Source organism: Pseudomonas sp. BIC9C (genome assembly GCF_034541995.1).
Classification (GTDB): domain Bacteria; phylum Pseudomonadota; class Gammaproteobacteria; order Pseudomonadales; family Pseudomonadaceae; genus Aquipseudomonas; species Aquipseudomonas fluorescens_CC.
In genome coordinates, this window is sequence record NZ_JAWDGM010000002.1 from 933917 (window position 1) to 956498 (window position 22582).

Sequence of the window (22582 nt, forward strand, 5' to 3'; positions counted from 1 at the left end):
CGAGCCTGCTCGCGATGGTCGTGAACGATAACGCGTCAGATCAGAAGGTTCGCGGCGCCTGAGGGTTTTTCGCGAGCAAGCTCGCTCCTACAGGGGCCGCGTTTTCTGCACGTTTCAGGGCAATAAACCTCGACGTGCCTCCAAAGCGATCAACATTCCACCCAGTTCACCGCCAGTCCGCCCCGTGACGTCTCTTTGTACTTGTCGTGCATGTCGGCCCCGGTGTCACGCATGGTGCGGATCACCCGGTCCAGGGAAATGAAGTGCTGGCCGTCGCCGCGCAAGGCCATTTGCGTGGCGTTGATGGCCTTCACGGCGGCGATCGCGTTGCGCTCGATGCACGGCACCTGCACCAGTCCGCCAACCGGGTCGCAGGTGAGGCCGAGGTTGTGTTCCAGGCCGATTTCGGCGGCATTTTCCAGCTGCTCCGGAGTGGCGCCAAGCACCTCTGCCAGGCCTGCGGCGGCCATGGCGCAGGCGGAGCCGACTTCACCCTGGCAGCCGACTTCGGCCCCGGAGATCGAAGCGTTTTTCTTGCACAGGATGCCGACGGCCGCTGCGCCCAGGAAGAACGCGACCACGTCGTCGTCAGACGCATCGGCATTGAATTTCATGTAGTAGTGCAGCACTGCCGGAATGATCCCCGCCGCGCCGTTGGTCGGCGCCGTGACCATGCGTCCGCCTGCCGCGTTTTCTTCGTTCACGGCCAACGCGTACAGGTTGACCCATTCCATCGCTGACAAGGTGGACGTAATGACATTCGGCTTGCCGATTTCCTGCAGGCTGCGATGCAGTTTCGCCGCTCGACGTGGAACATTCAGGCCGCCAGGCAGGATGCCTTCGTGGCGCAAGCCCTGCTCGACGCATTCGCGCATCACCGACCAGATATGCAACAGGCCCTGGCGAATCTCGGCATCACCACGCCATGCACGTTCGTTGGCCATCATCAGTTCACTCACCCGCAGCCCGTGCTCGTTGCACAGCTTGAGCAGTTCGGCGGCACTGGAAAAGTCGTAAGGCAGCAGCACATCGCCAACCGGTGCGATCCCGGACTCGGCTTCGGCCGCCTCGATGATGAAGCCGCCACCCACCGAGTAATAGGTTTGCCCGAACAGTTCACCTGTTTCGCCAAAGGCTGTCAGGGACATGGCATTGGGGTGATAGGGCAGGCTCTCGTTGAGCAGCAGAAGATCGGTTTGCCAGTCGAAGGCAATTTCTGCAATGCCTGCCAGACACAGTTTGCCGGTCTCGCGCAGGGTGTGAATGCGGCTGTCGATGGTGTTGGGATCGATGCGGTCGGGCCATTCGCCCATCAGGCCCATGACGCAGGCGCGGTCCGTTGCGTGGCCGACGCCGGTCGCCGACAGAGAACCGTAAAGGCGAATCTCCACACGTCGCACGTCAGCCAGAAAACCCTGATCGAGCAGTTGTTGAGCAAAGGTCGCGGCGGCGCGCATCGGACCAACGGTATGGGAGCTGGACGGGCCGATGCCGACTTTGAAGAGATCGAAAACACTGATAGCCATGCTAAAGCCTGTACAAGTAATGGAAGAGGAATCGCCGCCATTTTTGTAGGACAAGCGCAATTTCGGCGATACTGCCCGTGAAGGTCCTACGTGACCAACGAAATTTCCTAAGACATCCTTTAGCAGTACTAAACGATGAGCCGACAATTACACGCCCAGACGTATGTCTGGCTGAACGTGTTCGCCTGTGCCGCGCGGCACCTGTCGTTCACTCGCTGCGCCGAGGAACTGCACATCACCCCTGGAGCAGTCAGCCAGCAGATCCGCCAGCTGGAAGATCGCCTGGGCTTTCGCCTGTTTCACCGCCGCGCCCGCGGAGTGGAGCTGAGCGCCGAGGGGCAGCGCCTGGCCATTACCGTCAACGAGGCCTTTGGCAGCATCGACGCGGAATTGCGACGACTGGATGCGGGCATGATCAGCGGGATTCTGCGGGTGCGTTCGATTCCGTCGTTCCTGAGCAAATGGCTGACGCCGCGTCTGCCGCGCTTGCAGCAACGTTTTCCGGACATTCAATTGCGCCTGGTGGCCGAGGACAGCAGCGTGCCGTTGCATGAAGGCGACTTCGATCTGGCGATCGACCTGAACGACGGCAGCTACCCGGGCCTGTTATCCACAGCCTTGCTCGATGAGCAGATTTTTCCGGTGTGCGCGCCGGGCCTGTTGCGTGGTCGTCCGCCGCTGCACGGTCCGGCAGACCTGGTGCACTTTCCCTTGCTGCACGACATCACCGCCTGGCGCGGCAGCTACGAGTACGCGGAATGGGAGTTTTACCTCAATGCCATCGGCTTCGAGGGGGCGGATGTGCGACGCGGGCATACCTTCAATCGCAATCACCTGACGATCGAAGCGGCCATCGCCGGGATGGGGGTGGCGATTGCCCGACGAACGCTGCTCAACGATGAGCTGGAGCGTGGTGCGTTGATCGTGCCTTTCGGTCTGGCGGTGCCTAACCACAAACGCTACATGCTGCTCTATGCACCGGGTGCGCTGAGCCATCCCGGCGTGCGTGCGGTGCATGACTGGCTGGTGGAAGAAGCGGGGATTTTTCGCAGTCTGCACCCGCTGGGCGAGCGGCAGATGTAAGGAATTCGGGCAGTCAGGCAGGGCGACCCGACTCCCGACCTTAACAGCGCTTTTGCTCGTTGTCCGGCTTTTTTTGTGTATGAAAATTTATCTTTTTACAGGGGTTGAATTGTTCAGCGTACAGACCGATTGTGTAAGCAAGAGGTCACGGTGATGACGCCCAAGGGCTTAGCTGACCGGCCTCTCGCGAGCTAGCTGAAATAAGGGATGAACTATGCAAATCCAAGTCAATAGCGATAACCATATTCAAGGCAGTAAACGACTGGAGGAGTGGGTACGTACAACCATTGAGAGCACGCTCGAACGCTACGAAGAGGACCTGACACGAGTCGAGGTTCACCTGCGGGACGAGAACGGCGACAAGCCAGGTCCCCACGACATGCGCTGCCAGCTGGAGGCGCGGCCAAAAGGCCATCAACCGGTTTCCGTCACCCATAAAGCCTCCACCATGGAGCAGGCGATCGACGGTGCAGCGGCCAAACTTGAACATGCGCTGGAGCATATGTTCGGCAAATTGCGCGGTAAACGCGCCAACGTGGTGCCTATCGAAAGTGGCACCCATGCCGACCGGCTGCTGGAAGAAGAGTTTCTGGAAAACGAACAGGCGGCGCTCAACGGCTGACACCTGATTCACTTTTTACCTTCCCATGAGAACGGGCCTGCATTGCAGGCCCGTTTTGGTTTCTGGTGTTTGTCAGCTTTGCCACAAAAGCGATTGGCATTGCGCCGCAACCAACTGGCGTAATAGCGAGGGTTATCCGATCATTTTGCGTATGAGAATATTTATCATTAGTATTGTGGCCTTGCCGGCCCCCTGACGCTGTCGTGGCCTTATCCGGTTTCCAGGTCGAAACATGAACGCCAAACTCCGCACACTTCCCGTTTCCTGCCGATTGGCGGTCGCTTCGCGGGTGCTCGCTTTCGTCTTCGGCAGTTACCTCGTCGCGGCGCTGGCCAGTCCTATTGCCGTGTTTGCGCGGTATTGAATCGATGATCACCCTCCCTCCCGACCCCCACGATATCGAGCGCGACCAACAGCGCGGTGACCGTGCGCACTTTCTCCAGGTGTTTCTCTCCCAGCGTTCGCAAATGGAAGCGCTGGTGAGTCGGCGTGTCGGTTGCCGGGCGACGGCGGCTGATTTGGTACAGGACTTGTTCCTGCGTTTCTGGCGGCGGCCTTTGGTGCACGTCGAGGAGCTCAGCACCTACCTGTTGCGCTGCGCCGGCAACATCGCCATCGACCATTTGCGCAGTGAAGGCACGCGGGTCCGGGCCAGCGAAGGTTTGATGGTGGAACCCCCGGACAGCCATGACAGCGGACCGCAAGCGGCGCTGGAGGCGGGCAACGATTTGCGCCACGTCGAAGCTGCGTTGCGTGCGTTACCGGAGCGCACGCGGCAGATTTTTTTGCTCAATCGCATTCACGGCCGCAAATACGCCGAGATCGCCAAGGCCATGGGCTTGTCCCAAAGTGCCGTGGAAAAACATATGATGCGCGCCCTCGAAGCCTGCAAGGCGAGCCTTCGGGAACCGGAAACGCGTACGCCAGGGAAAGCACCGTGAACAACTTCGAACGCGTCACCCCGACGCCCGCTCAGGAACAGCAAGCGCTGGCCTGGCTGAGCCTGTTGCATGACCAGCCCAGCAGCGCTGACCAGGCTGCTTTCAGTCATTGGTTGCAGGCCGACCCCACCCATGCCGAGGCTTATTCTCAGGCGCAGGTCTTGTGGGAGTTGAGTGAGGGACCGGCGCGCACGCTCGCCGATGAAGACGCCCTGGCCTTGCAGGGGTATCTCAACGCCATGGACGAGTCGCGGCGCAGCACGGTCGGACGCTGGTCCGGTGCGCTGGCGATGGCCGCGTGTCTGCTGTTGATGATCAGTCTCGGCACAGGCTGGCAGCCTTTGCGCTGGATTGAGGACCTGGGCGCGGACTTCGTCTCGGCACCGGGGGAAATCCGCACCGTCACCCTGGCCGATCAGTCGCAGGTGACACTGGATGCCGACAGTGCCATCGCCGTGGACTTCAGTCGCGGCGAGCGGCATGTACAACTGCGTCGCGGCGCCGGTTTTTTCAGCGTGACGCATACGGGGCAACCGTTTGTGGTCGATGCGGAAAAAGGCCAGGCGCGGGTCCTGGGCACGCAGTTCGAAGTCCGTTTGCAGCCCCGCGGTGCACAGGTCACGGTGCTGTCCGGGCGAGTCGGCGTGACGGCGGACAAAAATGCCGAGCAGCAAATTCTCACCGCCGGCCAGCAAGTCGCCTACGGCGAAGGCTCGGCGGAAAAACTCCACGCGGTGGACAGCGAAGCTCAACTGGCATGGCGCCAGGGCTGGCTCAATTACTACAAGGCGACGTTGGCCGATGTGGTGCAGGATTTGGGGCGCTATTACCCGGGACGGATCTTGATACTCAACGATGAATTGGCGGCGCGCCGGGTCAGTGGCAGCTTTCCAAGCAGGAATCCGCAGGCCGTGTTGAGTTCGTTGCAGGGCGTGTTGGGGTTTGATCAACATGAGGTATTGGGGCATCTGATTATTCTGCGTTGAAGCGACTGGCCCCATCGCGAGCAGGCTCGCTCCCACAGAGTAATACATTTCCTGTGGGAGCGAGCCTGCTCGCGAAGGGGCCGGTTCGGTCTCCTCATCACACACGAAAAATATTTTCAAATTTTTGCTGAGGTAAACCCGATTGCCATCCGTGTAGTGACTGAAACTGCGAGTCATTCGCATCCGTTGTGGTTCTACACAGGTCATGAGTCATGAAGTCCAGGGCAAAATCGGGTTCGGTCAAACAATGGTTGGGTGTGTCTGCGTTGGGCTTTTCGGCATTGGCGTTGCTGCCGCTGAGCGTAGCGCTGGCTGCAGAGACGGGCAGCAGTCAACCGCGTGCACAGTTCAGTTTTTCGCTGGCCGCCAAACCGCTGCCCCAGGCCCTGAGTGATTTCAGCCGGGTGACCGGCATCAGCGTCGTCTACACCGATGAAGCGCCGTACGGACTCAATGCGCCGGCAATCAATGGCCAGATGAGCGCCGAACAGGCCCTGCAACGTCTGCTCACCGGTTCGGGCCTGACGTTCCGTCGCACCGACGGCCACACCATTGCACTGGAACCACGGCCGACAGAAGGTGCGTTGAACCTGGGTGCTACTACCATCACCTCGGTGATGGATGAGTCCATGAGCTACCAGCCGCCACCGACCTCCTCGGTGATGCGTTCTTCGGCCCCGATTCAGGAAATCCCGCAGACCATCAATGTCGTCCCGGCCCAGGTCATCCGCGACCAGGCTCCGCGCAATCTTGATGATGCCCTGGCCAACGTCAGCGGCATCACCCAGGCCAACACCCTGGGCAGTACCCAGGACTCGGTGATGGTTCGTGGCTTTGGCGACAACCGTAACGGCTCGATCATGCGTGACGGCATGCCAATCGTGCAGGGCCGTGGCCTCAACGCCAGCGTCGACCGGGTTGAAGTGCTCAAGGGGCCAGCCTCGTTGCTCTATGGCATCCAGGATCCGGGCGGCGTGGTCAATATGGTCAGCAAGAAGCCCGAGCTTGAGCAGTACAACGCCTTGACCTTGCGTGGCTCGAGCTATGGCGACGGCAAGAACGGCAGCGGCGGCAGTCTGGACAGCACCGGTGCCCTCGGCGATTCCGGACTGGCCTACCGCATGGTGCTGGATCACGAAGACGAAGATTACTGGCGTAACTTCGGCGTGCATCGCGAGAGGCTGATCGCGCCATCGCTGGCCTGGTTCGGCGAAAGCACCAAGCTGCTATTGGCCTATGAGCACCGCGAATTTCTCACACCCTTCGACCGTGGCACGCTGATCGACCCACGGACCAACCATCCGCTGGACATCTCGCGCAACGAGCGTCTCGACGAGCCGTTCAACAACATGGAGGGGCGTTCGGACCTCTATCACTTCGAAGCCGATCACGAACTCAACGACAACTGGAAAGCCCATTTCGGCTATAGCTGGAACCGCGAAACCTACGACGCCAGCCAGGTGCGCGTGACCGCCATCGACACCAAAAAGGGCACCCTGACCCGCAGCATGGACGGTACTCAAAACGCGATTAGCACCGACCGTTTCACCACCGCCAGCCTCGAAGGCAATGTGAATGTGCTCGGCATGCAGCACGACCTGCTGTTCGGTGTCGATGACGAGTACCGCAAGATCTTTCGCGAAGACCTGATCCGCCAGAAAAGCCGTACTCAGTTCAGCTACGTGAACCCGGTCTATGGTCAGGAAGTGCCGGGCTCCACCGTCAGCGCGGCTGATAGCGCGCAGACCGATGAATTGCGCAGCGATTCGGTCTTCCTGCAGGACTCCATCCACCTCAACGAGCAATGGATTCTGGTGGCCGGTGCGCGTTTCCAGGCGTACGACCAATATGCCGGCAAAGGCGTGCCGTTCCACGCCAACACCGACAGTAACGGGCAGAAATGGGTGCCGCGTGCTGGCCTGGTGTACAAGTACACCGATGCCTTGTCGTTCTACGGCAGCTACACCGAGTCGTTCAAACCCAACTCGACCATCGCGCCGTTGAGCGGCAGCAGTACCGTACTTGACGGCAGCATTGCGCCGGAAGAGGCCAAGTCCTGGGAGCTGGGCGCCAAGCTTGATCTGCCGGGGCGCGTCACCGGCAACATTGCGCTGTTCGACATCAAGAAACGCAACGTGCTGGTGGCCAACGCCGAAGGCCCGACCACGATTTACAGCGCTGCCGGCGAAGTGCGTTCCCGTGGCCTGGAAGTGGACTTGAGCGGTCAGCTCACCGATCGCTGGAGCATGATCGGCAGCTACGCCTACACCGATGCCGAAGTCACCGAAGACCCGGTTTATAAAGGCAATCAACTGCAAAACGTGGCGAAGAACAGCGGCTCGCTGTCGGCGGTCTACGACTTTGGCACCCTTGTTGGCGGCGATCAGTTGCGGGTCGGTGCCGGGGCGCGTTACGTAGGTGAAAGGGAAGGTAATGCCGTGAATGATTTCGAGTTGCCGAGCTACACCGTGGCCGATGCGTTCGCCACTTACGACACCAGGGTCGAAGGACAGAAGGTCAAGTTCCAGCTCAACGTGAAGAACCTGTTTGACCGCACCTACTACACCTCGGCGGCGAGCCGGTTCTTTGTGTCGATGGGCGATTCGCGGCAGATTTCACTGTCCAGCACGCTGGAGTTCTGAGGACAGACTGCGTCATCGTTCTTCGCGAGCAGGCTCGCTCCCACAAAGGACTGCACTGAACCTGTGGGAGCGGGCTTGCCCGCGAAGGCGGCCGTACAGGCGATAAAAAATCGGGACTAGCGCAAAAACGCCTGTCGATACTCACCGGGCGTTCCGCCCAGGGCCTGGCGAAAGCGGTTGGTGAAGTGGCTGGCACTGGAAAAGCCGCAAGCCAGGGCAATCTCCCCCAGTGGCTGCGAGGTCGTGCGCAGTAACGCCCGCGCCCGGTCAAGGCGCCGCGCCAGCAGGTACTGGTGGGGCGGCAAGCCGAAGCTCTCGCGAAACATCCGTGCGAAGTGGTATTCCGACAACGCGCACAACGCCGCCAACTGACCGAGGCTGATGGCCTCGTCCAGATGGCTGTCGATGAACTCCACCAGATGCCGGCGCTGATGCGCGGCCAACCCACCTTTAAGGCGCAGGCCCTGACGCACATTCACCTGGCTGAGCAGGGCGTGGCTCAGCAGTTCGTGAGCCAGGCTGCTGGTGAGCAGACGCTCGCCCGGCTCGTCCCAGTTCAAGGCGATCAACCGCCGAAAGCGCAGCGCCTGTTGCGGATCATCGAGAAAGGTCTGTTCGCGCAGCTGCATTTCCCGTGGTTCGCGATCGAGCAGGGTGACGCAGCCGAGGGCAAATTGTTCGGGGCTGAAATACAGGTGTGCCAGGCGAATGTCGCCATTGATCACCCAGCCTGACTGGTGATCGGCCGGCAGGATGCACAGTTTGTCCGGTCCCCCCTTGTTGCCGGGCTGGTCGCGGCGAAAGGTGCCGGTACCGCCGGCGAGATAACAGGACAAGGTGTGGTGGCTGGGCGCTTCGTATTCCTGGGCATCGTGGTGATTGCTCCACAAGGCCGCAGACAAGCCATCACCGAGCTCGGCGCTGTGCTCGAGGCGAGCATTCGGCGAGCGGTTGAGGGCTTGAAAGACTTGTAGGGTATCCAGTGCAGCCATGATCGTTGCTCTCTAACACCTGCATCCAACGCCTTGCATCCTACTCCGTAGACATGCGCCTGCCAGCCTGTCGCCAGACAAAAGCGCAAGTTTATGCAAGTGCGCCCAGGCGTGGCGCCGGACACTGGGCTCCAATCGAGGAGCTTTTGTCATGAACCTTTCTTTGTACTTGCTGACCGTGCTGATCTGGGGCACCACCTGGATTGCCTTGAAGTGGCAACTGGGCGTGGTGGCCATTCCCGTGTCGATCGTCTATCGCTTCGGCCTCGCTGCGCTGGTGCTGTTCGTGATCTTGCTGCTCAGCAAACGCCTGCAAGTGATGAACCGTCGCGGGCACCTGATCTGCCTGGCTCAGGGCTTGTGCCTGTTCTGCGTCAATTTCATGTGCTTCCTCACCGCGAGCCAGTGGATCCCCAGCGGTCTGGTGGCCGTGGTGTTTTCCACCGCCACCCTGTGGAATGCCTTTAACGCGCGGGTGTTCTTCGGTCAGAAAATCGCCCGCAATGTGCTGACGGGCGGTGCGCTGGGCCTGCTTGGGCTGGGTCTGCTGTTCTGGCCTGAACTGGCCGGGCATACCGCCAGCCCGGAAACGCTGCTCGGCCTCGGCCTGGCCCTGTGCGGCACCTTGTGTTTCTCGGCGGGCAACATGCTCTCAAGCCTGCAGCAGAAGGCCGGTCTCAAGCCGCTGACCACCAATGCCTGGGGCATGGCGTATGGGGCGGCGATGCTCTCGGTATGGTGCCTGGTCAAAGGCATTCCCTTCGACATGGAAATGAGCGCACGTTACATCGGGTCACTGTTGTACCTGGTGATCCCGGGGTCGGTGATCGGTTTTACCGCTTACCTGACGCTGGTCGGTCGCATGGGGCCTGAGCGTGCTGCGTATTGCACGGTGCTGTTTCCGGTGGTGGCGCTCAATGTGTCAGCGTTCGCCGAGGGCTATCAATGGACGGCACCGGCTTTGGTGGGGCTGGTGATGGTGATGCTGGGTAACGTGCTGGTGTTTCGCAAGGCCAGGGCGAGCGCCAGCCCGGTGTCAAGCAAACTGGCATGAACCGCATACCGTTCAACTATCCTTTACCGCTACCAGGTAGATCAGGCCGAGAAACATATATTCAATATTGTTTTGTGCCCAGTCAAAAGCATTGCGTTGAGCGGAATACTCCAAGTCGAACCATTCATTGAGTATGGTTACGTATAACATCTGGTAAGCAAAAATTGCGGTGGTTAAACCAATGATGGCGAATTTTTTGGCTTCATGAAACTCATTGCACGGCGCATCGAGCTTTCGATAGAGCTGATAAGTTGCAATCAGGCAGCTCAAGGTGAATATGGTCTCCAGTGTTATTATCGCCCAGTAGAAACGGTGATGGAAAAGATTGGAATCGATCGCCCGGTAGCGCCTGGATTCATTGCCTTCGGTCGCGCTCATGCTGATGATTCTGCCGATGTATTCGGCGTATGCCGTATAGTCGGTGAAGTTGTTGATGAGGGTTACGATTCCGAATAATGCCGCCAGTAATACAATGGTTAGTTTGCTTCGTCTTATTATGTCTGCGGTCGTGTTTTTGTGCATGTGGTTGTTCTCCGAGTGCATGGTTAGTGCATTTGTCTTGGTCGGAGTCTATATTCGGTAGTCGCAAGTTGGTGAAGGCCTTACGTTGCAGGTTGTTTCGATTGATTGTTCGATGAAGTGCGGGAGGGATTGGAAAGCTTATTCAAGTTTTTAATAGATGGGTACATCTGCGTAGACGTACCCGGGGTCTATCAGCCTTTCCAAACTTGTGGGTTGACCAGGTCCTGCGGTCGCTCGCCCAACAGGGCACTGCGCAAGTTGGCCAGGGCACGATTGGCCATTGCATCACGGGTCTCGTGGGTGGCCGAGCCGATGTGCGGCAAGGTCACGGCGTTTTTCAGCTGGAACAGTGGCGACTCGGCCAGCGGTTCTTTTTCGTACACGTCCAGCCCGGCACCACGAATGCGGTTGTTTTGCAGGGCTTCGATCAGCGCCGGTTCATCCACCACCGGGCCACGGGCGATGTTCACCAATATGGCGCTCGGTTTCATCAGCGCCAGTTCGCGATGGCTGATGAGGTGTCTGGTCTTCTCGCTGAGCGGCACCACCAGGCAGACGAAGTCGGCCTCGGCCAGCAGTTGATCAAGGCTGCGAAACTGTGCGCCGAGTTCCTGTTCCAGTTCGGTCTTGCGGCTGTTGCCGCTGTAGATGACCGGCATGTTGAACCCCAGTCGACCGCGCCGGGCGATGGCCGCACCGATATTGCCCATGCCGACAATACCCAGGGTCTTGCCGTGCACATCGCAACCGAACAGCTGAGCACCGACGGTGGCCTGCCATTGCCCGGCCTTGGTCCAGGCATCCAGTTCGGCGACGCGGCGCGCGCTGCTCATCAGCAGCGCAAACGCCAGGTCGGCGGTGCTTTCGGTCAGCACATCCGGCGTGTTGGTCAGCATGATCCCGCGTTCATTGAAATAGGCTACGTCATAGTTGTCGTAGCCCACCGAGACGCTGGACACCACCTCCAGTCTGGCGGCGTTTTCCAGTTGGGCGCGGCCGAGTTTGCGACCGACGCCGATCAGGCCGTGGGCGTGGGGCAGGGCTTCGTTGAACTGGGCGCTGATGTCGCCGTTTTTCGGATTCGGCACGATGACATCGAAATCCTGTTGCAGGCGTTCGACCATTTGCGGGGTGACGCGGCTGAAAGCCAGGACAGTCTTTTTCATGGGAGGCGGGCTCGTCGGGCGGAGATAATGGTGAGCACGCTAACATTCTTCGCGGGATTTGTGCGAGTCGCCCAGCGGTCGTTGCAAGCTTGCAGCTTGCCGGGCGTCATCCAGTTATACTGCGACCTTTCGCGGCTCGCTCACTGGGCCCGACAATTTGCGCACCACCCGGAGCTTTCATGACATCCCCGAAACAACCGCCGGTAGCCGACGCTTTGAGCGACGTACAGGCAGAGCTGCCAGACAGCGTCGACTCCAGCGCCGACAGCGAAACCAAGGCCGGGATCCCGGCCTTCAAATTCCCGTTCAAGCCGGGTGAGCTGGCGGCCGCCAAGGGCTCGAACCAGCCGTGGTACAAGAACGGCGCCAAGAACGGCCATACCAAGACCCCGGGCATGGCGCCCCCGGGGACTCGCCGGTCGATGGGTAAGCGCTGAGCTTTTAGCTCTGCGGTGCCTGATCTGCCGTCTTCGCGAGCAAGCCCGCTCCCACAAGGGATCTGCGTTCTTTCATGAGAGTGCGAGCAAATGTGGGAGCGGGCTTGCTCGCGAAGGGGCCGGCACAAACATCGCCATTCCCGGATCAGGCCACCCGCAACGAAATAAACGCATAGTTCACCGGCACATCCGTCGTCACCTGTGCGCCAGCCGCCATTACTTGCCCGGCGATATCGTCGCCCGACACATGAAACTGCCATTCGCTGACCCACTCAGGCAGAGTTTGCCCGGTCAGTTCGTCGATGACTCTGGCGAACTCCGCCATATTCGGCAGATAAGCGGTAAACCCGTCGCCCTTCAGGGCCGTCGTGCGAATGTCCAGCAAGGCGCAAATCGCATCCTTGGTCTGAATATCATCGCGATCCGCCTGGCGCGAGTGCTGAATCAATTGCATCAGTTCCTGATCGACCAGATTGCCGCCGACGATCAGGTCCGGCCCTGCTTCCCATGACTCTGGCGGGCACTCCTTGATGGCAGTGTTCAGCGTAATGTGCGGATTTATTTCCATCGGATAGATGCGACATACCAATGGCCGGCGTTCGTAGATGCGGCAGAGATTGTCGTCGTCAAGATTTCGGCAGGGGCCGACATTGTAGGCGGCGAAGGTGATGGCCACGTACACCTCGGATTCGCCACTGCGCACCGCCACCGAGCGGCGTTCGGCGTGTTCCCGTTGTTGCGCCGGCAGACCCAGGCCGTTATCCAGAAACGCTTCCACCAGCACGATCACCTGACCACCGTCGGCTGCCCACATCCGGGCTTCGCTCAAGGTCAGGGGCACATGGTGGTCGTTGCAGCATTTGCCGCAGCCTACGCAGGAAAACGTCGTATTCATTGAACGTGTATTCGTATTACAGGGCATGAAACGGCGACAGAATGCCGCCGTAAAAGCCGCTATCCAAGCAAATAATGCGCCACTCAGTTTGCCTTGCCGGTAGGGCGGATGGAGTCCCATTCGGTAACGTACGCGGTCTTGCCCTTTTTGTTGTAGAGGCACAGCTCGGTGCCTTGTGCACCTTTCATGTGCTTTTGCGGGTACTGGCCCTGGAGCAGGAGTGCGGTGTAGCCGACCCGGTCATCGAACTGCGCGGCGTTGCCCACGGGTTTGGCATCCTTCAGACCGCTGGCCTTGGTGCAACTGGCGAGTACGGCTTTATCGTAGGTGGCCCAGGCATCAGGGCTTGAGGCGTGGGCCTGGGTGGCGAGGGCGGTGAGGCAGAGAAAAGTCAGGGTTGCTACTTTCATGGTTCCGGTGTCCTTGGATATGCAATGGCCAAGGGAGAAGTATGCCTGACGGTTTTGGGGAGGTTGTGCAGGCCTCTTCGCGGGCAAGTCGAATCGTCGCACCGCCACTTCCACAGGTTATTTGTCGTGCACAGAGTTTGTGGCTGCACTCGTTCACTGTGGGAGCGGGCTTGCCCGCGAAGGCGGCCTATCAGAGCGGAACCGGCTCTCGGCGGACTGCGCGCATCCCCACGCTTTCATATAACCGTCGCGCCCGATGATTGTCTTCCCGCACCTTCAAATCCACAAATCCTTCGCGTCGCTGCTGGAACACCTTGAACGCCTGCAGCAACAACGCACGCCCTAGCCCTTTGCCCTGAAACCGCGGGTGCACCACCAGGTTCTTGATAAAAGCACTGGTCCAGCACTGACACACACCCACCACGCCTTCGGCATCCCAGGCAATGAAGCACAGGCTCGGGTCATATTCCGGATCGGTTTCGAACTGCCGTTGCCACATGTCCAGCGCGGCTACGCGCCCACCGCCGTCGAGATAACCGAACTCCATCAACCGGTGCACGGCGGCACCCAGTTCGGGGCGGTATTCGCTCAATTGCAGGCCGGCTGGCCAATCGGGGGGCGGCACGACGACAGAGAGGTTGCGCCGCATCAGCCAGCAGAAATCTTCGCTCAACACTCAATAACCCTGTTCGGCAACCGCCTTGGCCGCAGTGATCAGGCACTGGGTCAATTCCGGCGAAGAGAATTTGGTCAGCACCGCGTTCGCCCCGGCCAGTCGTGCTTTCTCTGCATTCATCGCACTGTCCAGCGACGTGTGCAGCAATACATAAAGATGCGCGAAATCCGGGGTTTCCCGCAGCGTGCGGGTGAAGGCGTAGCCGTCCATCTCGGACATTTCGATGTCCGAGACAATCAGGTTGATCTGCTGCGCGGTGCCTTGCAGGTCCAGCAGGCAGTCGATGGCTTCCTTGGCGCTGCGGGCCGTATGGCATTGCAGGCCAAGGTTACGCAGGGTGTGCACCGATTGCTGCAGGGCGACCTGGCTGTCGTCGACCACCAGGATGCGCGCGTTGCCGAGCAGTTCGGCGTCTTCCATGCTCAGTTCGGTCGGCGCCATTTCGATTTGTGCCGGGGCGATGGCGTGGATGACTTTTTCGATGTCCAGCACCTGTACCAGGGTGCCATCGACCGACGTCACGCCGGTGATGTAGGCACGCAAACCACCGGAGCCGAAGGGCGGCGGGCGGATGTCGGTGGTCAGGCAATGGACGATCTTGCTCACTGCCTGCACGTGCAGGCCCTGCTTGGAGCGACTGACGTCAGTGACGATCAGGCAGCCGCCGTTCGGGTCTTCCAGTGGCCGCTCGCCGATGGCGCGGCTGAGGTCGATCACCGACAGCGAGGCACCGCGCAGGGTGGCGATGCCTTTGACGTGGGGGTGCGACTCCGGCAGCCGGGTCAGCGGCGGGCAGGGAATGATTTCACTGACCTTGAGCAGGTTGATCGCCATCAGCTTGCCGCTGCGCAAGGTAAACAGCAGAAGCGAAAGTGAGTCTGCGCGGGCTTTGGTGGTGGACATAAAAACCTTCTGTGGAAAAAGGTGATGGGCGAGTAAGCAATCGCCAAAAGCTATCGATGCCGGGTTATCGACTTGATAGGGGCAGGCTTTAGGGCAAATGCCTCCATTGCCCACCAAATGGTGATTCGAACTGTAGGAGCCGGCTTGCTGGCGAAGGCGCCCTTAAGGACGCTATCGCCGGCAAGCCGGCTCCTACAAAAAACAACTCACACCATTCAATGCCGGGTCACTTCATCCCCAGCCTCTTGGCCATCCGCCCAAGATTCGCCCGATCCAGGCCTAGTTCACGGGCTGCGCTTGCCCAGTTGTTGTTGTGCCGTTCCAGGCACGCACCGATCAACTGGCGCTGATAGTTTTCGGTCGCCTCGCGCAAGTCGCCGGTCACCACCTGGGTGACGGTGGCAGCGGGCTGCTCGGTAGCGGCTTCAATGCTGGCACTGGGCAAGTCCAGGTCGGCGGCGCTCAGGCTGAGAATCTTCGGCCGTTCCTTGCAATTGCCCAGGGCTTTCAAGGCGCTGCGGCCGATCAGATGTTCAAGCTCGCGCACGTTGCCGGGCCAGTCGTAGGCCAATAGCGCGGCCTGGGCGTCGCTGTTCAGGCGCAGGCTGTTGAGGCCCATGCGCGAGCGGTTCTGCTCCAGGAAGTAACCGCTGAGCAGCAGCACATCGCGCCCGCGATCGCGCAGGGCCGGCACCAGCAGCGGGTAAACGCTGAGGCGATGGTAGAAGTCGGCGCGGTAACGGCCGCTGCGCACTTCTTCAGCGAGGTCGCGGTTGGTCGCCGCGATCAGGCGCACGTCGACCTGATGCTCCTGGTCAGAACCCAGTCGCTGCAGTTGACCGCTCTGCAACACCCGCAACAACTTGGCCTGCACGGTCAGCGACAACTCACCGACTTCATCGAGAAACAGCGTGCCGCCATTGGCCAGTTCGAACTTGCCACGACGGTCGTTCATCGCCCCGGTAAAGGCGCCGCGGACATGGCCGAACAACTCGCTTTCCACCAGTGTGTCGGGCAACGCGGCGCAGTTGAGGCTGATGATCGGTTTGTCGGCACGGGGCGAGGCGGCGTGGATGGCCTGGGCCACCAACTCCTTGCCGACCCCGGTTTCGCCGGTGATCAACACGGTCAGGTCGCTGCCGCCCACCAGGCTGATTTCTTCAACCAGGCGTTTGTGGGCCTTGCTCTGGCCAATCATCTCGCGACTCTGCTGGCCGCTGGCCTGGCGGTAGACCTCGGCGCGCTGATGTTCATCTTCGACCCGGTTGTTCAACCGCTCGATGCGTTCGGCGGCGTTGACCGTGGCGGCCGCGAGGCTGGCGAAGGCTTGCAGGGCGTCCAGTTCGATGGGCTCGAAGCGCTCCGGATCGAGGGCGTCGAGGGTCAGCAGACCCCATGGCCGCTCGTCGATGAACAAGGGGCAACCCATGCAGTCGTGGACTTCCAGATGATCATCCAAGCCGTCGACCAGACCGTCATAGGGGTCAGGCAAGTCGCTATCGGCAGCGAAACGGGTCGGGCCGGGGCCGCTGAGCAGCGCTTCGAAACGCGGGTGCTCGCTGACCTTGAAGCGCCGACCGAGGGTGTCGGTGCTCAAGCCGTCGACGGCCAGCGGCACCAGCCATTCACCATCAAGGCGCAGCAGGGCGGCGGCGTCGCACGGCAGCAGGGCGCGCATGGCTTCCAGCAGACGGCGATAACGCTCGCCCTCGGGCAGTTCGCGGGACAGGTCGGAGACCAGGGGCAGCAAGGCAGTGAGCAGGGGTTTTGCAGTCATAGTGACTCCATGTAGTCGGTATGACTATAAGGCAGGCTGTGTCGAAATGACTATTAAGTTTTCAACTTATTGATTTATAACGATTAAATAGTTGGCATGGAAGCTGATAAGCATAGGGTAATCCGTTAGCAACCCGAGAAGACCAGGAGTCACCTTATGCTGAGCGTTCAAGACCGTGCCATCGTCAAATCCACCGTACCGCTGCTCGAAAGCGGTGGCGAAGCGCTGATCACGCACTTCTACCGCATGATGCTCTCCGAATACCCGGAAGTCCGCCCGCTGTTCAACCAGGCCCACCAGGCCAGCGGTGATCAGCCGCGTGCCCTGGCCAACGGCGTATTGATGTATGCGCGCCATATCGACCAACTCGACCAGTTGGGCGACCTGGTGGCCAAGATCATCAACAAGCACGTGGCCCTGCAGATCCTGCCGGAACACTATCCGATTGTCGGCACCTGCCTGCTACGGGCCATCGCCGAAGTGCTGGGCGAAGAGATCGCCACCCCTGAAGTGATCGCGGCCTGGGGCGCGGCTTACGGCCAGCTGGCGGACATTCTGATCGGTGCCGAAACCAGCATCTACGACCAGAAGGAGCAGGCCCACGGTGGCTGGCGCGGGGCGCGGGAGTTCATCGTGGCCGAAAAGGTCGAGGAGAGTGCAGAGATCACCTCGTTCTACTTCGAACCCGCGGACAAAGGCCCGATCCTGGTGGCGGAACCCGGCCAGTACATCGGCATGAAACTGATCCTCGACGGTGAAGAGGTTCGTCGTAACTACTCGCTGTCGGCGCTGGCGAACAAAGGCCAGTACCGCATCAGCGTCAAGCGTGAAGCCGGTGGTCGCGTTTCCAACTACCTGCATGACCAGTTGCATGTCGGAGCCAGCATCCAGTTGTTCCCGCCATCGGGGCGAATTCACCCTGAGCGCCAGCGACAAGCCGCTGGTGCTGATCAGTGGTGGCGTCGGCATTACCCCGACCCTGGCGATGCTCGAAGCGGCGCTGGAGACCCGGCGGCCGGTGCATTTCATCCACTGCGCGCGCAATGGCAGTGTGCATGCCTTCCGCGACTGGATCGACGGCCTGGCCGAGCGTCACCCGCAACTCAAGCGGTTCTACTGCTACGCCGAAGATGACGGTGTGAGCCCGGCGGCGCACAAGGTTGGTTTGTTGAGCCAGCAGCAGTTGAACGCATGGCTGCCGGAGCAGCGTGACCTGGACGCTTACTTCCTGGGGCCGAAAGGCTTCATGGCCGCGATGAAACGCCACCTCAAGGCGCTGGGCGTACCGGAGAAGCAATGCCGTTACGAGTTCTTCGGGCCGGCAGCGGCACTGGAGTAAGGCTCTGGCGCGGTGGGTCAGCCTCACCGCGTCGCCTTCATCGCGGGCAAGCCACGCTCCCACAGGGATTTATGTCGATCCAAATTGATGTGAACGACGCAAACCTGTGGGAGCGTGGCTTGCCCGCGATTGCTTCCCTCGGTCTTGAACTGAAAAAAGTCAGAAAGTTAATCCCTGCTTAACCGCCTTGTCGTCTATTCCCCCCGAATCCCCCGACACGCTCCAGACTCTCAAAGGTCCGGGTCAGCGTGTAGACTGGCGGGCACTCGAAATTTTGAAGGGAAACGCGATGAGCGATGAATCCATGCGGTTGGGGCGTGAACGGCGCTACCTGGTGTTGTTGGGCATCATTTGCCTGGCGCTGATCGGCGGCGCGTTGTACATGCAAATTGTTCTGGGCGAGGCGCCTTGCCCGCTGTGCATCCTGCAACGTTATGCGTTGCTGCTGATCGCGATCTTCGCCTTCATCGGCGCGGCCATGAGCACCCGCCGCAGCATCACGGTGTTCGAAACCCTGGTGGTGATTTGCGCGCTGGCAGGTGCAGGCGTTGCCGGGCATCACGTCTATACGCAGTTCTATCCGGCGGTCAGCTGCGGCATCGATGTGCTGCAACCGATTGTCGATGGGTTGCCGCTGGCGAAGATCTTCCCGCTGGGCTTCCAGGTCGATGGCTTCTGTTCCACGCCATACCCGCCGATCCTTGGTCTGTCGCTGGCGCAGTGGGCGCTGGTCGCCTTCGTGCTGATCGTGGTGCTGGTGCCATTGCTGACGTCGCGTAACCGCAAAGCGCTGCGCTGAGGTCATCTGCCGCCACGCATTGTCGGACAAAAAAGCCCCGTTCCTCGCAGAGAGGACCGGGGCTTTTTTTGTCTTGCCGAGCACAGTTCGGAGGCCAGATAAAAAGACCGTGATGCAGGGCAGTCGAGGGTGCGACACATGTGCGACATGTTGTCACAGAGCCGGTGTCGCAGGGCGTTCGAGGAGGCCGGATTGGTGCATGGAAACGTAACGAAATTGGGCTGTATTGCAGGCTTCCGGTTTTTCCGTTCCGAACGCAAGCAGGCAGTTTTAACACGGTCTGGCGAATAGCCAGAGCCCCGTCATATCGGGCCTAGGGCAAGGTCAAGGGCAGTGAAGAGGGAACCGATACTGTCTGAACTGTGGGCGGAAGACCTACTAATTTTGGTGTTTTTGTTGAGAATTAATTTCGATAAGATGCGCCACTTTTGCGAAAACGGTTAATGATTGTTGCCGGTTCGGATAAAAATTATTTCGGGATGAGACATGGTTTATGAAACGTTACATATCTACAATCGCCCGCACTGAATTCCCCCGGCACTGCTCAAATCTTAACCAGGCGTGAGCAGAAACAGGGTGTCGAGAAGTCTGGTGGCTTCATGCGATGCCCAGGTGTCGGAGTCTCCAACTACCCGCACCAAATGGAATTGGTCTGTAACAAGGCCTTTGACCACGAATTCGAATAAGAACTCACCGCAGGCCCAGGATTTGTCGAAAAGCGTCTGACGCACGACGGGCATGCCCTTATTCAATCCAAGAAAAATGCCAACCCTTGGCAGGGTGAAGTGTTGGCGATCAAAACCCAACTGCATTGCGCAAGCTGCTTTAGAGGTCGTGAGATGAGTAAAAACAGGTACCCCAGACTACTAGGCTTATTGCCGCTGATCGGCACGTTGCTGCTGTCAGGCTGCAACATGACCTTGCTCAATCCCAAGGGCCAGGTTGGTCTGGACGAGCGAAACCTGATCATCACCGCAACGCTGCTGATGCTGTTGGTCGTGGTTCCGGTCATCGTCATGACCTTCCTGTTCGCCTGGAAATACCGCGCCTCCAACACCAACGCCACCTACACCCCGAAATGGAACCACTCCACCAAGATCGAGATCGCGGTGTGGGCTGTTCCAGTGCTGATCATCATTGCCCTGGGTTACGTCACCTACAAGTCGACCCACGCCCTGGATCCGTACAAGCCGCTGGAATCGGACGTCAAGCCGGTGACCATCGAAGTGGTCGCGCTGGACTGGAAGTGGCTGTTCATCTACCCGGAACAAGGCATCGCCACGGTCAACAAGATCGTGTTCCCGGCGCACACCCCGGTCAACTTCAAGATCACTTCCGACGCCGTGATGAACTCGTTCTTCATCCCTGCTCTGGGCGGCCAGATCTACGCGATGGCGGGCATGCAGACCAAGCTGCACCTGATCGCCAACGAGAACGCTGAAATGGACGGTATCTCCGCCAACTACAGCGGCGCTGGTTTCACCGGCATGAAATTCAAAGCGATCGCAACGACCCAGGAAGAATTCGACGCCTGGGTAAGCGAAGTCAAAAAGGCACCTAAACAGCTTGAACAAGCTGAATACGCAGCCCTTTCCAAGCCAAGCCAGAACAACCCAGTCGAGCTCTACTCCTCGGTGACGCCGAACCTGTTCCAGACCATCGTCGACAAGTACGAAGGCATGAAACCGGGTCCTAAGGTGCACCACGAGAAAGAAGAGAAAGAAGTGGCCGCTACGGACATGAACTCGCATTCAGCTGCCGGGGCAGAGGAGTAAACGATGTTTGGTAAATTAAGTTGGGAAGCGATCCCGTTCCACGAGCCGATTGTCATGGTGACCATCTCCATGATCGCGCTCGGTGGTCTGGCGTTGTTCGCTGCAATCACCTACTTCAAGAAGTGGACCTACCTGTGGACCGAGTGGCTGACGTCGGTCGACCACAAGAAAATCGGCGTGATGTACATCATCGTCGCCATGGTCATGCTGCTGCGCGGCTTTGCCGACGCCATCATGATGCGTACCCAGTTGGCCATGGCCACCGAGGGTTCGCCTGGCTACCTGCCACCTGAACACTATGACCAGATCTTCACCGCCCACGGTGTGATCATGATCATCTTCATGGCGATGCCATTCTTCACTGGCCTGATGAACCTTGCAGTGCCGCTGCAGATCGGCGCGCGTGACGTTGCCTTCCCGTTCCTGAACTCCCTGAGCTTCTGGCTGCTGGTTTCCGGCGTGGTGCTGATCAACCTGTCCCTGGGCGTCGGCGAATTCGCCAAGACCGGCTGGGTTGCCTATCCGCCGCTGTCGGGCCTGCAATACAGCCCTGGCGTGGGGATGGATTACTACATCTGGGCGCTACAGCTATCGGGTCTGGGGACAACGCTGACGGGGGTCAACTTCCTGGCCACCGTGCTGAAAATGCGTACCCCTGGCATGAAGCTGATGGACATGCCGATCTTCACCTGGACCTGCACCTGGGCCAACGTCCTGATCGTGGCTTCGTTCCCGATCCTGACCGCTACCCTGGCGCTGCTGACGCTTGACCGTTACATGGATTTCCACATTTTCACCAATGAACTTGGTGGCAATCCGATGATGTACGTCAACCTGTTCTGGGCTTGGGGTCACCCTGAGGTGTACATCCTGATCCTGCCGGCATTCGGTATCTTCTCCGAAGTCATCTCGACCTTCACCGGCAAGAAACTGTTCGGCCACCACTCGATGATCTACGCTTCGGGCGCGATCTCGATCCTGGGCTTCATGGTTTGGCTGCACCACTTCTTCACCATGGGTTCGGGTGCCAGCGTCAACGCCTTCTTCGGTCTGGCAACGATGCTGATTTCCATCCCGACGGGTGTGAAACTGTTTAACTGGCTGTTCACCATCTACCAGGGCCGTCTGCGCTTCACCAGCCAGGTTCTGTGGACCCTGGGCTTCATGGTGACCTTCGCCATCGGCGGCATGACCGGCGTACTGCTGGCCATCCCGGGTGCCGACTTCGTTCTGCACAACAGCCTGTTCGTGATCGCGCACTTCCACAACGTGATCATCGGCGGTGCGGTATTCGGTTACATCGCCGGCTTCGGCTTCTACTTCCCTAAAGCGTTCGGCTTCAAGCTGCACGAAGGTTGGGGCAAGGCAGCGTTCTGGTTCTGGATCAGCGGCTTCTTCGTCGCGTTCATGCCGCTCTATGCACTGGGCTTCATGGGCATGACCCGTCGCCTGAACGCCACCACCAACCCTGAGTGGGTGCCGTACCTGTACGTCGCCATGTTCGGTGCGGTGATGATCGCCGTGGGTATCGCTTGCCAGCTGATCCAGTTGTACGTCAGCGTGCGTGACCGCAACAAGCCGGAAAACATGTGCGAACACGGCGACCCGTGGAATGCACACACCCTGGAATGGTCGACCTCGTCACCACCTCCGTTCTACAACTTCGCCGTGCTGCCGAAAGCCGACGTTGTCGACCCGTTCACCGAAGCCAAGGAAAACGGCACCGCGTACAAGGTTGCGGCCAAGTACGAGCCGATCCACATGCCAAACAACACCGCGACCGGTGTGGTCATGGGCGCGCTGTTGACCGTGTTCGGTTTCGCGATGATCTGGCACATCTGGTGGCTGGCGATCGCTAGCCTGGCAGGCACCGTGATCTACTTTGCGATCCACGCGGCCCGTGATGATCAAGGCTATATGGTGCCGGTCGACGTGATCGAGCGCATCGAAGCCGAGCAGCACAAGCGTCTGGTCGCGGCAGGGAAAATCCCGGCCACTGCCACCCGTGTTGAAACCTCGTTGGAACAGGCTTAAACC

At 59.7% G+C, this 22582-nt stretch carries 21 protein-coding genes and 1 pseudogene; 12 read left to right on the plus strand and 10 right to left on the minus strand.

The genetic code is table 11. The annotated features are described in order from the left end of the window. Window positions 1-149: 149 nt before the first annotated feature. Window positions 150-1526 (minus strand): L-serine ammonia-lyase, encoded by a 1377-nt coding sequence (locus RS887_RS14210; RefSeq protein ID WP_322615848.1) that lies wholly within the window; start codon window positions 1524-1526, stop codon window positions 150-152. A 135-nt stretch (window positions 1527-1661) separates the two neighbouring features. Here RS887_RS14210 and RS887_RS14215 point away from each other — a divergent pair, with 135 nt between their 5' ends. From RS887_RS14215 to RS887_RS14240, 6 genes are all read left to right on the plus strand, one after another. Continuing rightward, complete coding sequence (locus RS887_RS14215) at window positions 1662-2609, plus strand: LysR substrate-binding domain-containing protein (RefSeq protein ID WP_322615849.1); 948 nt, start codon at window positions 1662-1664, stop codon at window positions 2607-2609. A gap of 214 nt (window positions 2610-2823) precedes the next feature. After that, window positions 2824-3231 carry an HPF/RaiA family ribosome-associated protein gene (locus RS887_RS14220; protein WP_008021437.1) on the plus strand — a complete coding sequence of 136 codons (408 nt, stop codon included), beginning with the start codon at window positions 2824-2826 and terminating at the stop codon, window positions 3229-3231. Window positions 3232-3463: 232 nt separating this feature from the next. Further along, entirely contained in the window at window positions 3464-3595 is a 132-nt protein-coding gene (locus RS887_RS14225) for a hypothetical protein (RefSeq protein WP_416339961.1), read from the plus strand. A 4-nt stretch (window positions 3596-3599) separates the two neighbouring features. Next, a complete protein-coding gene (locus RS887_RS14230; protein WP_322615850.1) occupies window positions 3600-4172 on the plus strand; it encodes an RNA polymerase sigma factor in 573 nt (190 codons plus the stop codon). After that, a complete protein-coding gene (locus RS887_RS14235; protein WP_322615851.1) occupies window positions 4169-5158 on the plus strand; it encodes a FecR family protein in 990 nt (329 codons plus the stop codon). The genes RS887_RS14230 and RS887_RS14235 overlap by 4 nt, the downstream gene beginning before the upstream one ends. A 212-nt stretch (window positions 5159-5370) precedes the next feature. Then, the gene (locus RS887_RS14240) at window positions 5371-7800 is read left to right on the plus strand and encodes a TonB-dependent receptor (protein WP_322615852.1); all 2430 of its coding nucleotides are present in this window, start codon (window positions 5371-5373) and stop codon (window positions 7798-7800) included. Between the two features lie 116 nt (window positions 7801-7916). Here the strand turns inward: RS887_RS14240 and RS887_RS14245 are convergent, their stop codons facing one another. Continuing rightward, complete coding sequence (locus tag RS887_RS14245; RefSeq protein WP_322615853.1) at window positions 7917-8792, minus strand: AraC family transcriptional regulator; 876 nt, start codon at window positions 8790-8792, stop codon at window positions 7917-7919. Between the two features lie 151 nt (window positions 8793-8943). Between RS887_RS14245 and RS887_RS14250 the strand changes: the two genes are divergently transcribed. Next, window positions 8944-9846, plus strand: coding sequence for a DMT family transporter (locus tag RS887_RS14250; protein ID WP_322615854.1), 903 nt, complete (start codon window positions 8944-8946; stop codon window positions 9844-9846). 12 nt (window positions 9847-9858) lie between these two features. On the opposite strand, the gene RS887_RS14255 is transcribed toward RS887_RS14250, so the two are convergent. Together RS887_RS14255 and RS887_RS14260 are read right to left on the minus strand one after the other, a co-directional pair. Further along, the gene (locus RS887_RS14255; protein ID WP_322615855.1) at window positions 9859-10368 is read right to left on the minus strand and encodes a DUF2165 family protein; all 510 of its coding nucleotides are present in this window, start codon (window positions 10366-10368) and stop codon (window positions 9859-9861) included. A 191-nt stretch (window positions 10369-10559) separates the two neighbouring features. After that, complete coding sequence (locus RS887_RS14260; protein WP_322615856.1) at window positions 10560-11534, minus strand: D-glycerate dehydrogenase; 975 nt, start codon at window positions 11532-11534, stop codon at window positions 10560-10562. A gap of 179 nt (window positions 11535-11713) precedes the next feature. Here RS887_RS14260 and RS887_RS14265 point away from each other — a divergent pair, with 179 nt between their 5' ends. Further along, entirely contained in the window at window positions 11714-11971 is a 258-nt protein-coding gene (locus tag RS887_RS14265; RefSeq protein WP_085714606.1) for a hypothetical protein, read from the plus strand. Window positions 11972-12116: 145 nt separating this feature from the next. On the opposite strand, the gene RS887_RS14270 is transcribed toward RS887_RS14265, so the two are convergent. From RS887_RS14270 to norR, 5 genes are all read right to left on the minus strand, one after another. Continuing rightward, window positions 12117-12866, minus strand: a complete 750-nt coding sequence (locus RS887_RS14270) for a YkgJ family cysteine cluster protein (protein ID WP_322615857.1) — start codon at window positions 12864-12866, stop codon at window positions 12117-12119. Window positions 12867-12949: 83 nt separating this feature from the next. Continuing rightward, a complete protein-coding gene (locus tag RS887_RS14275; protein ID WP_322615858.1) occupies window positions 12950-13276 on the minus strand; it encodes a hypothetical protein in 327 nt (108 codons plus the stop codon). A gap of 190 nt (window positions 13277-13466) precedes the next feature. Next, window positions 13467-13925 carry a GNAT family N-acetyltransferase gene (locus RS887_RS14280; protein ID WP_322615926.1) on the minus strand — a complete coding sequence of 153 codons (459 nt, stop codon included), beginning with the start codon at window positions 13923-13925 and terminating at the stop codon, window positions 13467-13469. 27 nt (window positions 13926-13952) lie between these two features. Next, window positions 13953-14855, minus strand: coding sequence for a chemotaxis protein (locus RS887_RS14285; RefSeq protein ID WP_322615859.1), 903 nt, complete (start codon window positions 14853-14855; stop codon window positions 13953-13955). Window positions 14856-15081: 226 nt separating this feature from the next. Then, a complete protein-coding gene (norR, locus tag RS887_RS14290; protein ID WP_322615860.1) occupies window positions 15082-16632 on the minus strand; it encodes a nitric oxide reductase transcriptional regulator NorR in 1551 nt (516 codons plus the stop codon). Between the two features lie 156 nt (window positions 16633-16788). Between norR and hmpA the strand changes: the two are divergent. Beyond that, window positions 16789-17971, plus strand: a pseudogene (gene hmpA / locus RS887_RS14295) (NO-inducible flavohemoprotein). A 289-nt stretch (window positions 17972-18260) separates the two neighbouring features. Further along, complete coding sequence (locus RS887_RS14300) at window positions 18261-18770, plus strand: disulfide bond formation protein B (protein ID WP_111281026.1); 510 nt, start codon at window positions 18261-18263, stop codon at window positions 18768-18770. Window positions 18771-19321: 551 nt separating this feature from the next. Here the strand turns inward: RS887_RS14300 and RS887_RS14305 are convergent. Then, window positions 19322-19582 (minus strand): hypothetical protein, encoded by a 261-nt coding sequence (locus RS887_RS14305; RefSeq protein WP_322615861.1) that lies wholly within the window; start codon window positions 19580-19582, stop codon window positions 19322-19324. 27 nt (window positions 19583-19609) lie between these two features. On the opposite strand from RS887_RS14305, the gene cyoA reads away from it, so the two are divergent. Continuing rightward, window positions 19610-20545 (plus strand): ubiquinol oxidase subunit II, encoded by a 936-nt coding sequence (cyoA, locus tag RS887_RS14310; protein ID WP_322615862.1) that lies wholly within the window; start codon window positions 19610-19612, stop codon window positions 20543-20545. Between the two features lie 3 nt (window positions 20546-20548). After that, window positions 20549-22579, plus strand: a complete 2031-nt coding sequence (gene cyoB, locus RS887_RS14315) for a cytochrome o ubiquinol oxidase subunit I (RefSeq protein WP_111281029.1) — start codon at window positions 20549-20551, stop codon at window positions 22577-22579. The last annotated feature ends 3 nt before the right edge of the window (window positions 22580-22582 follow it).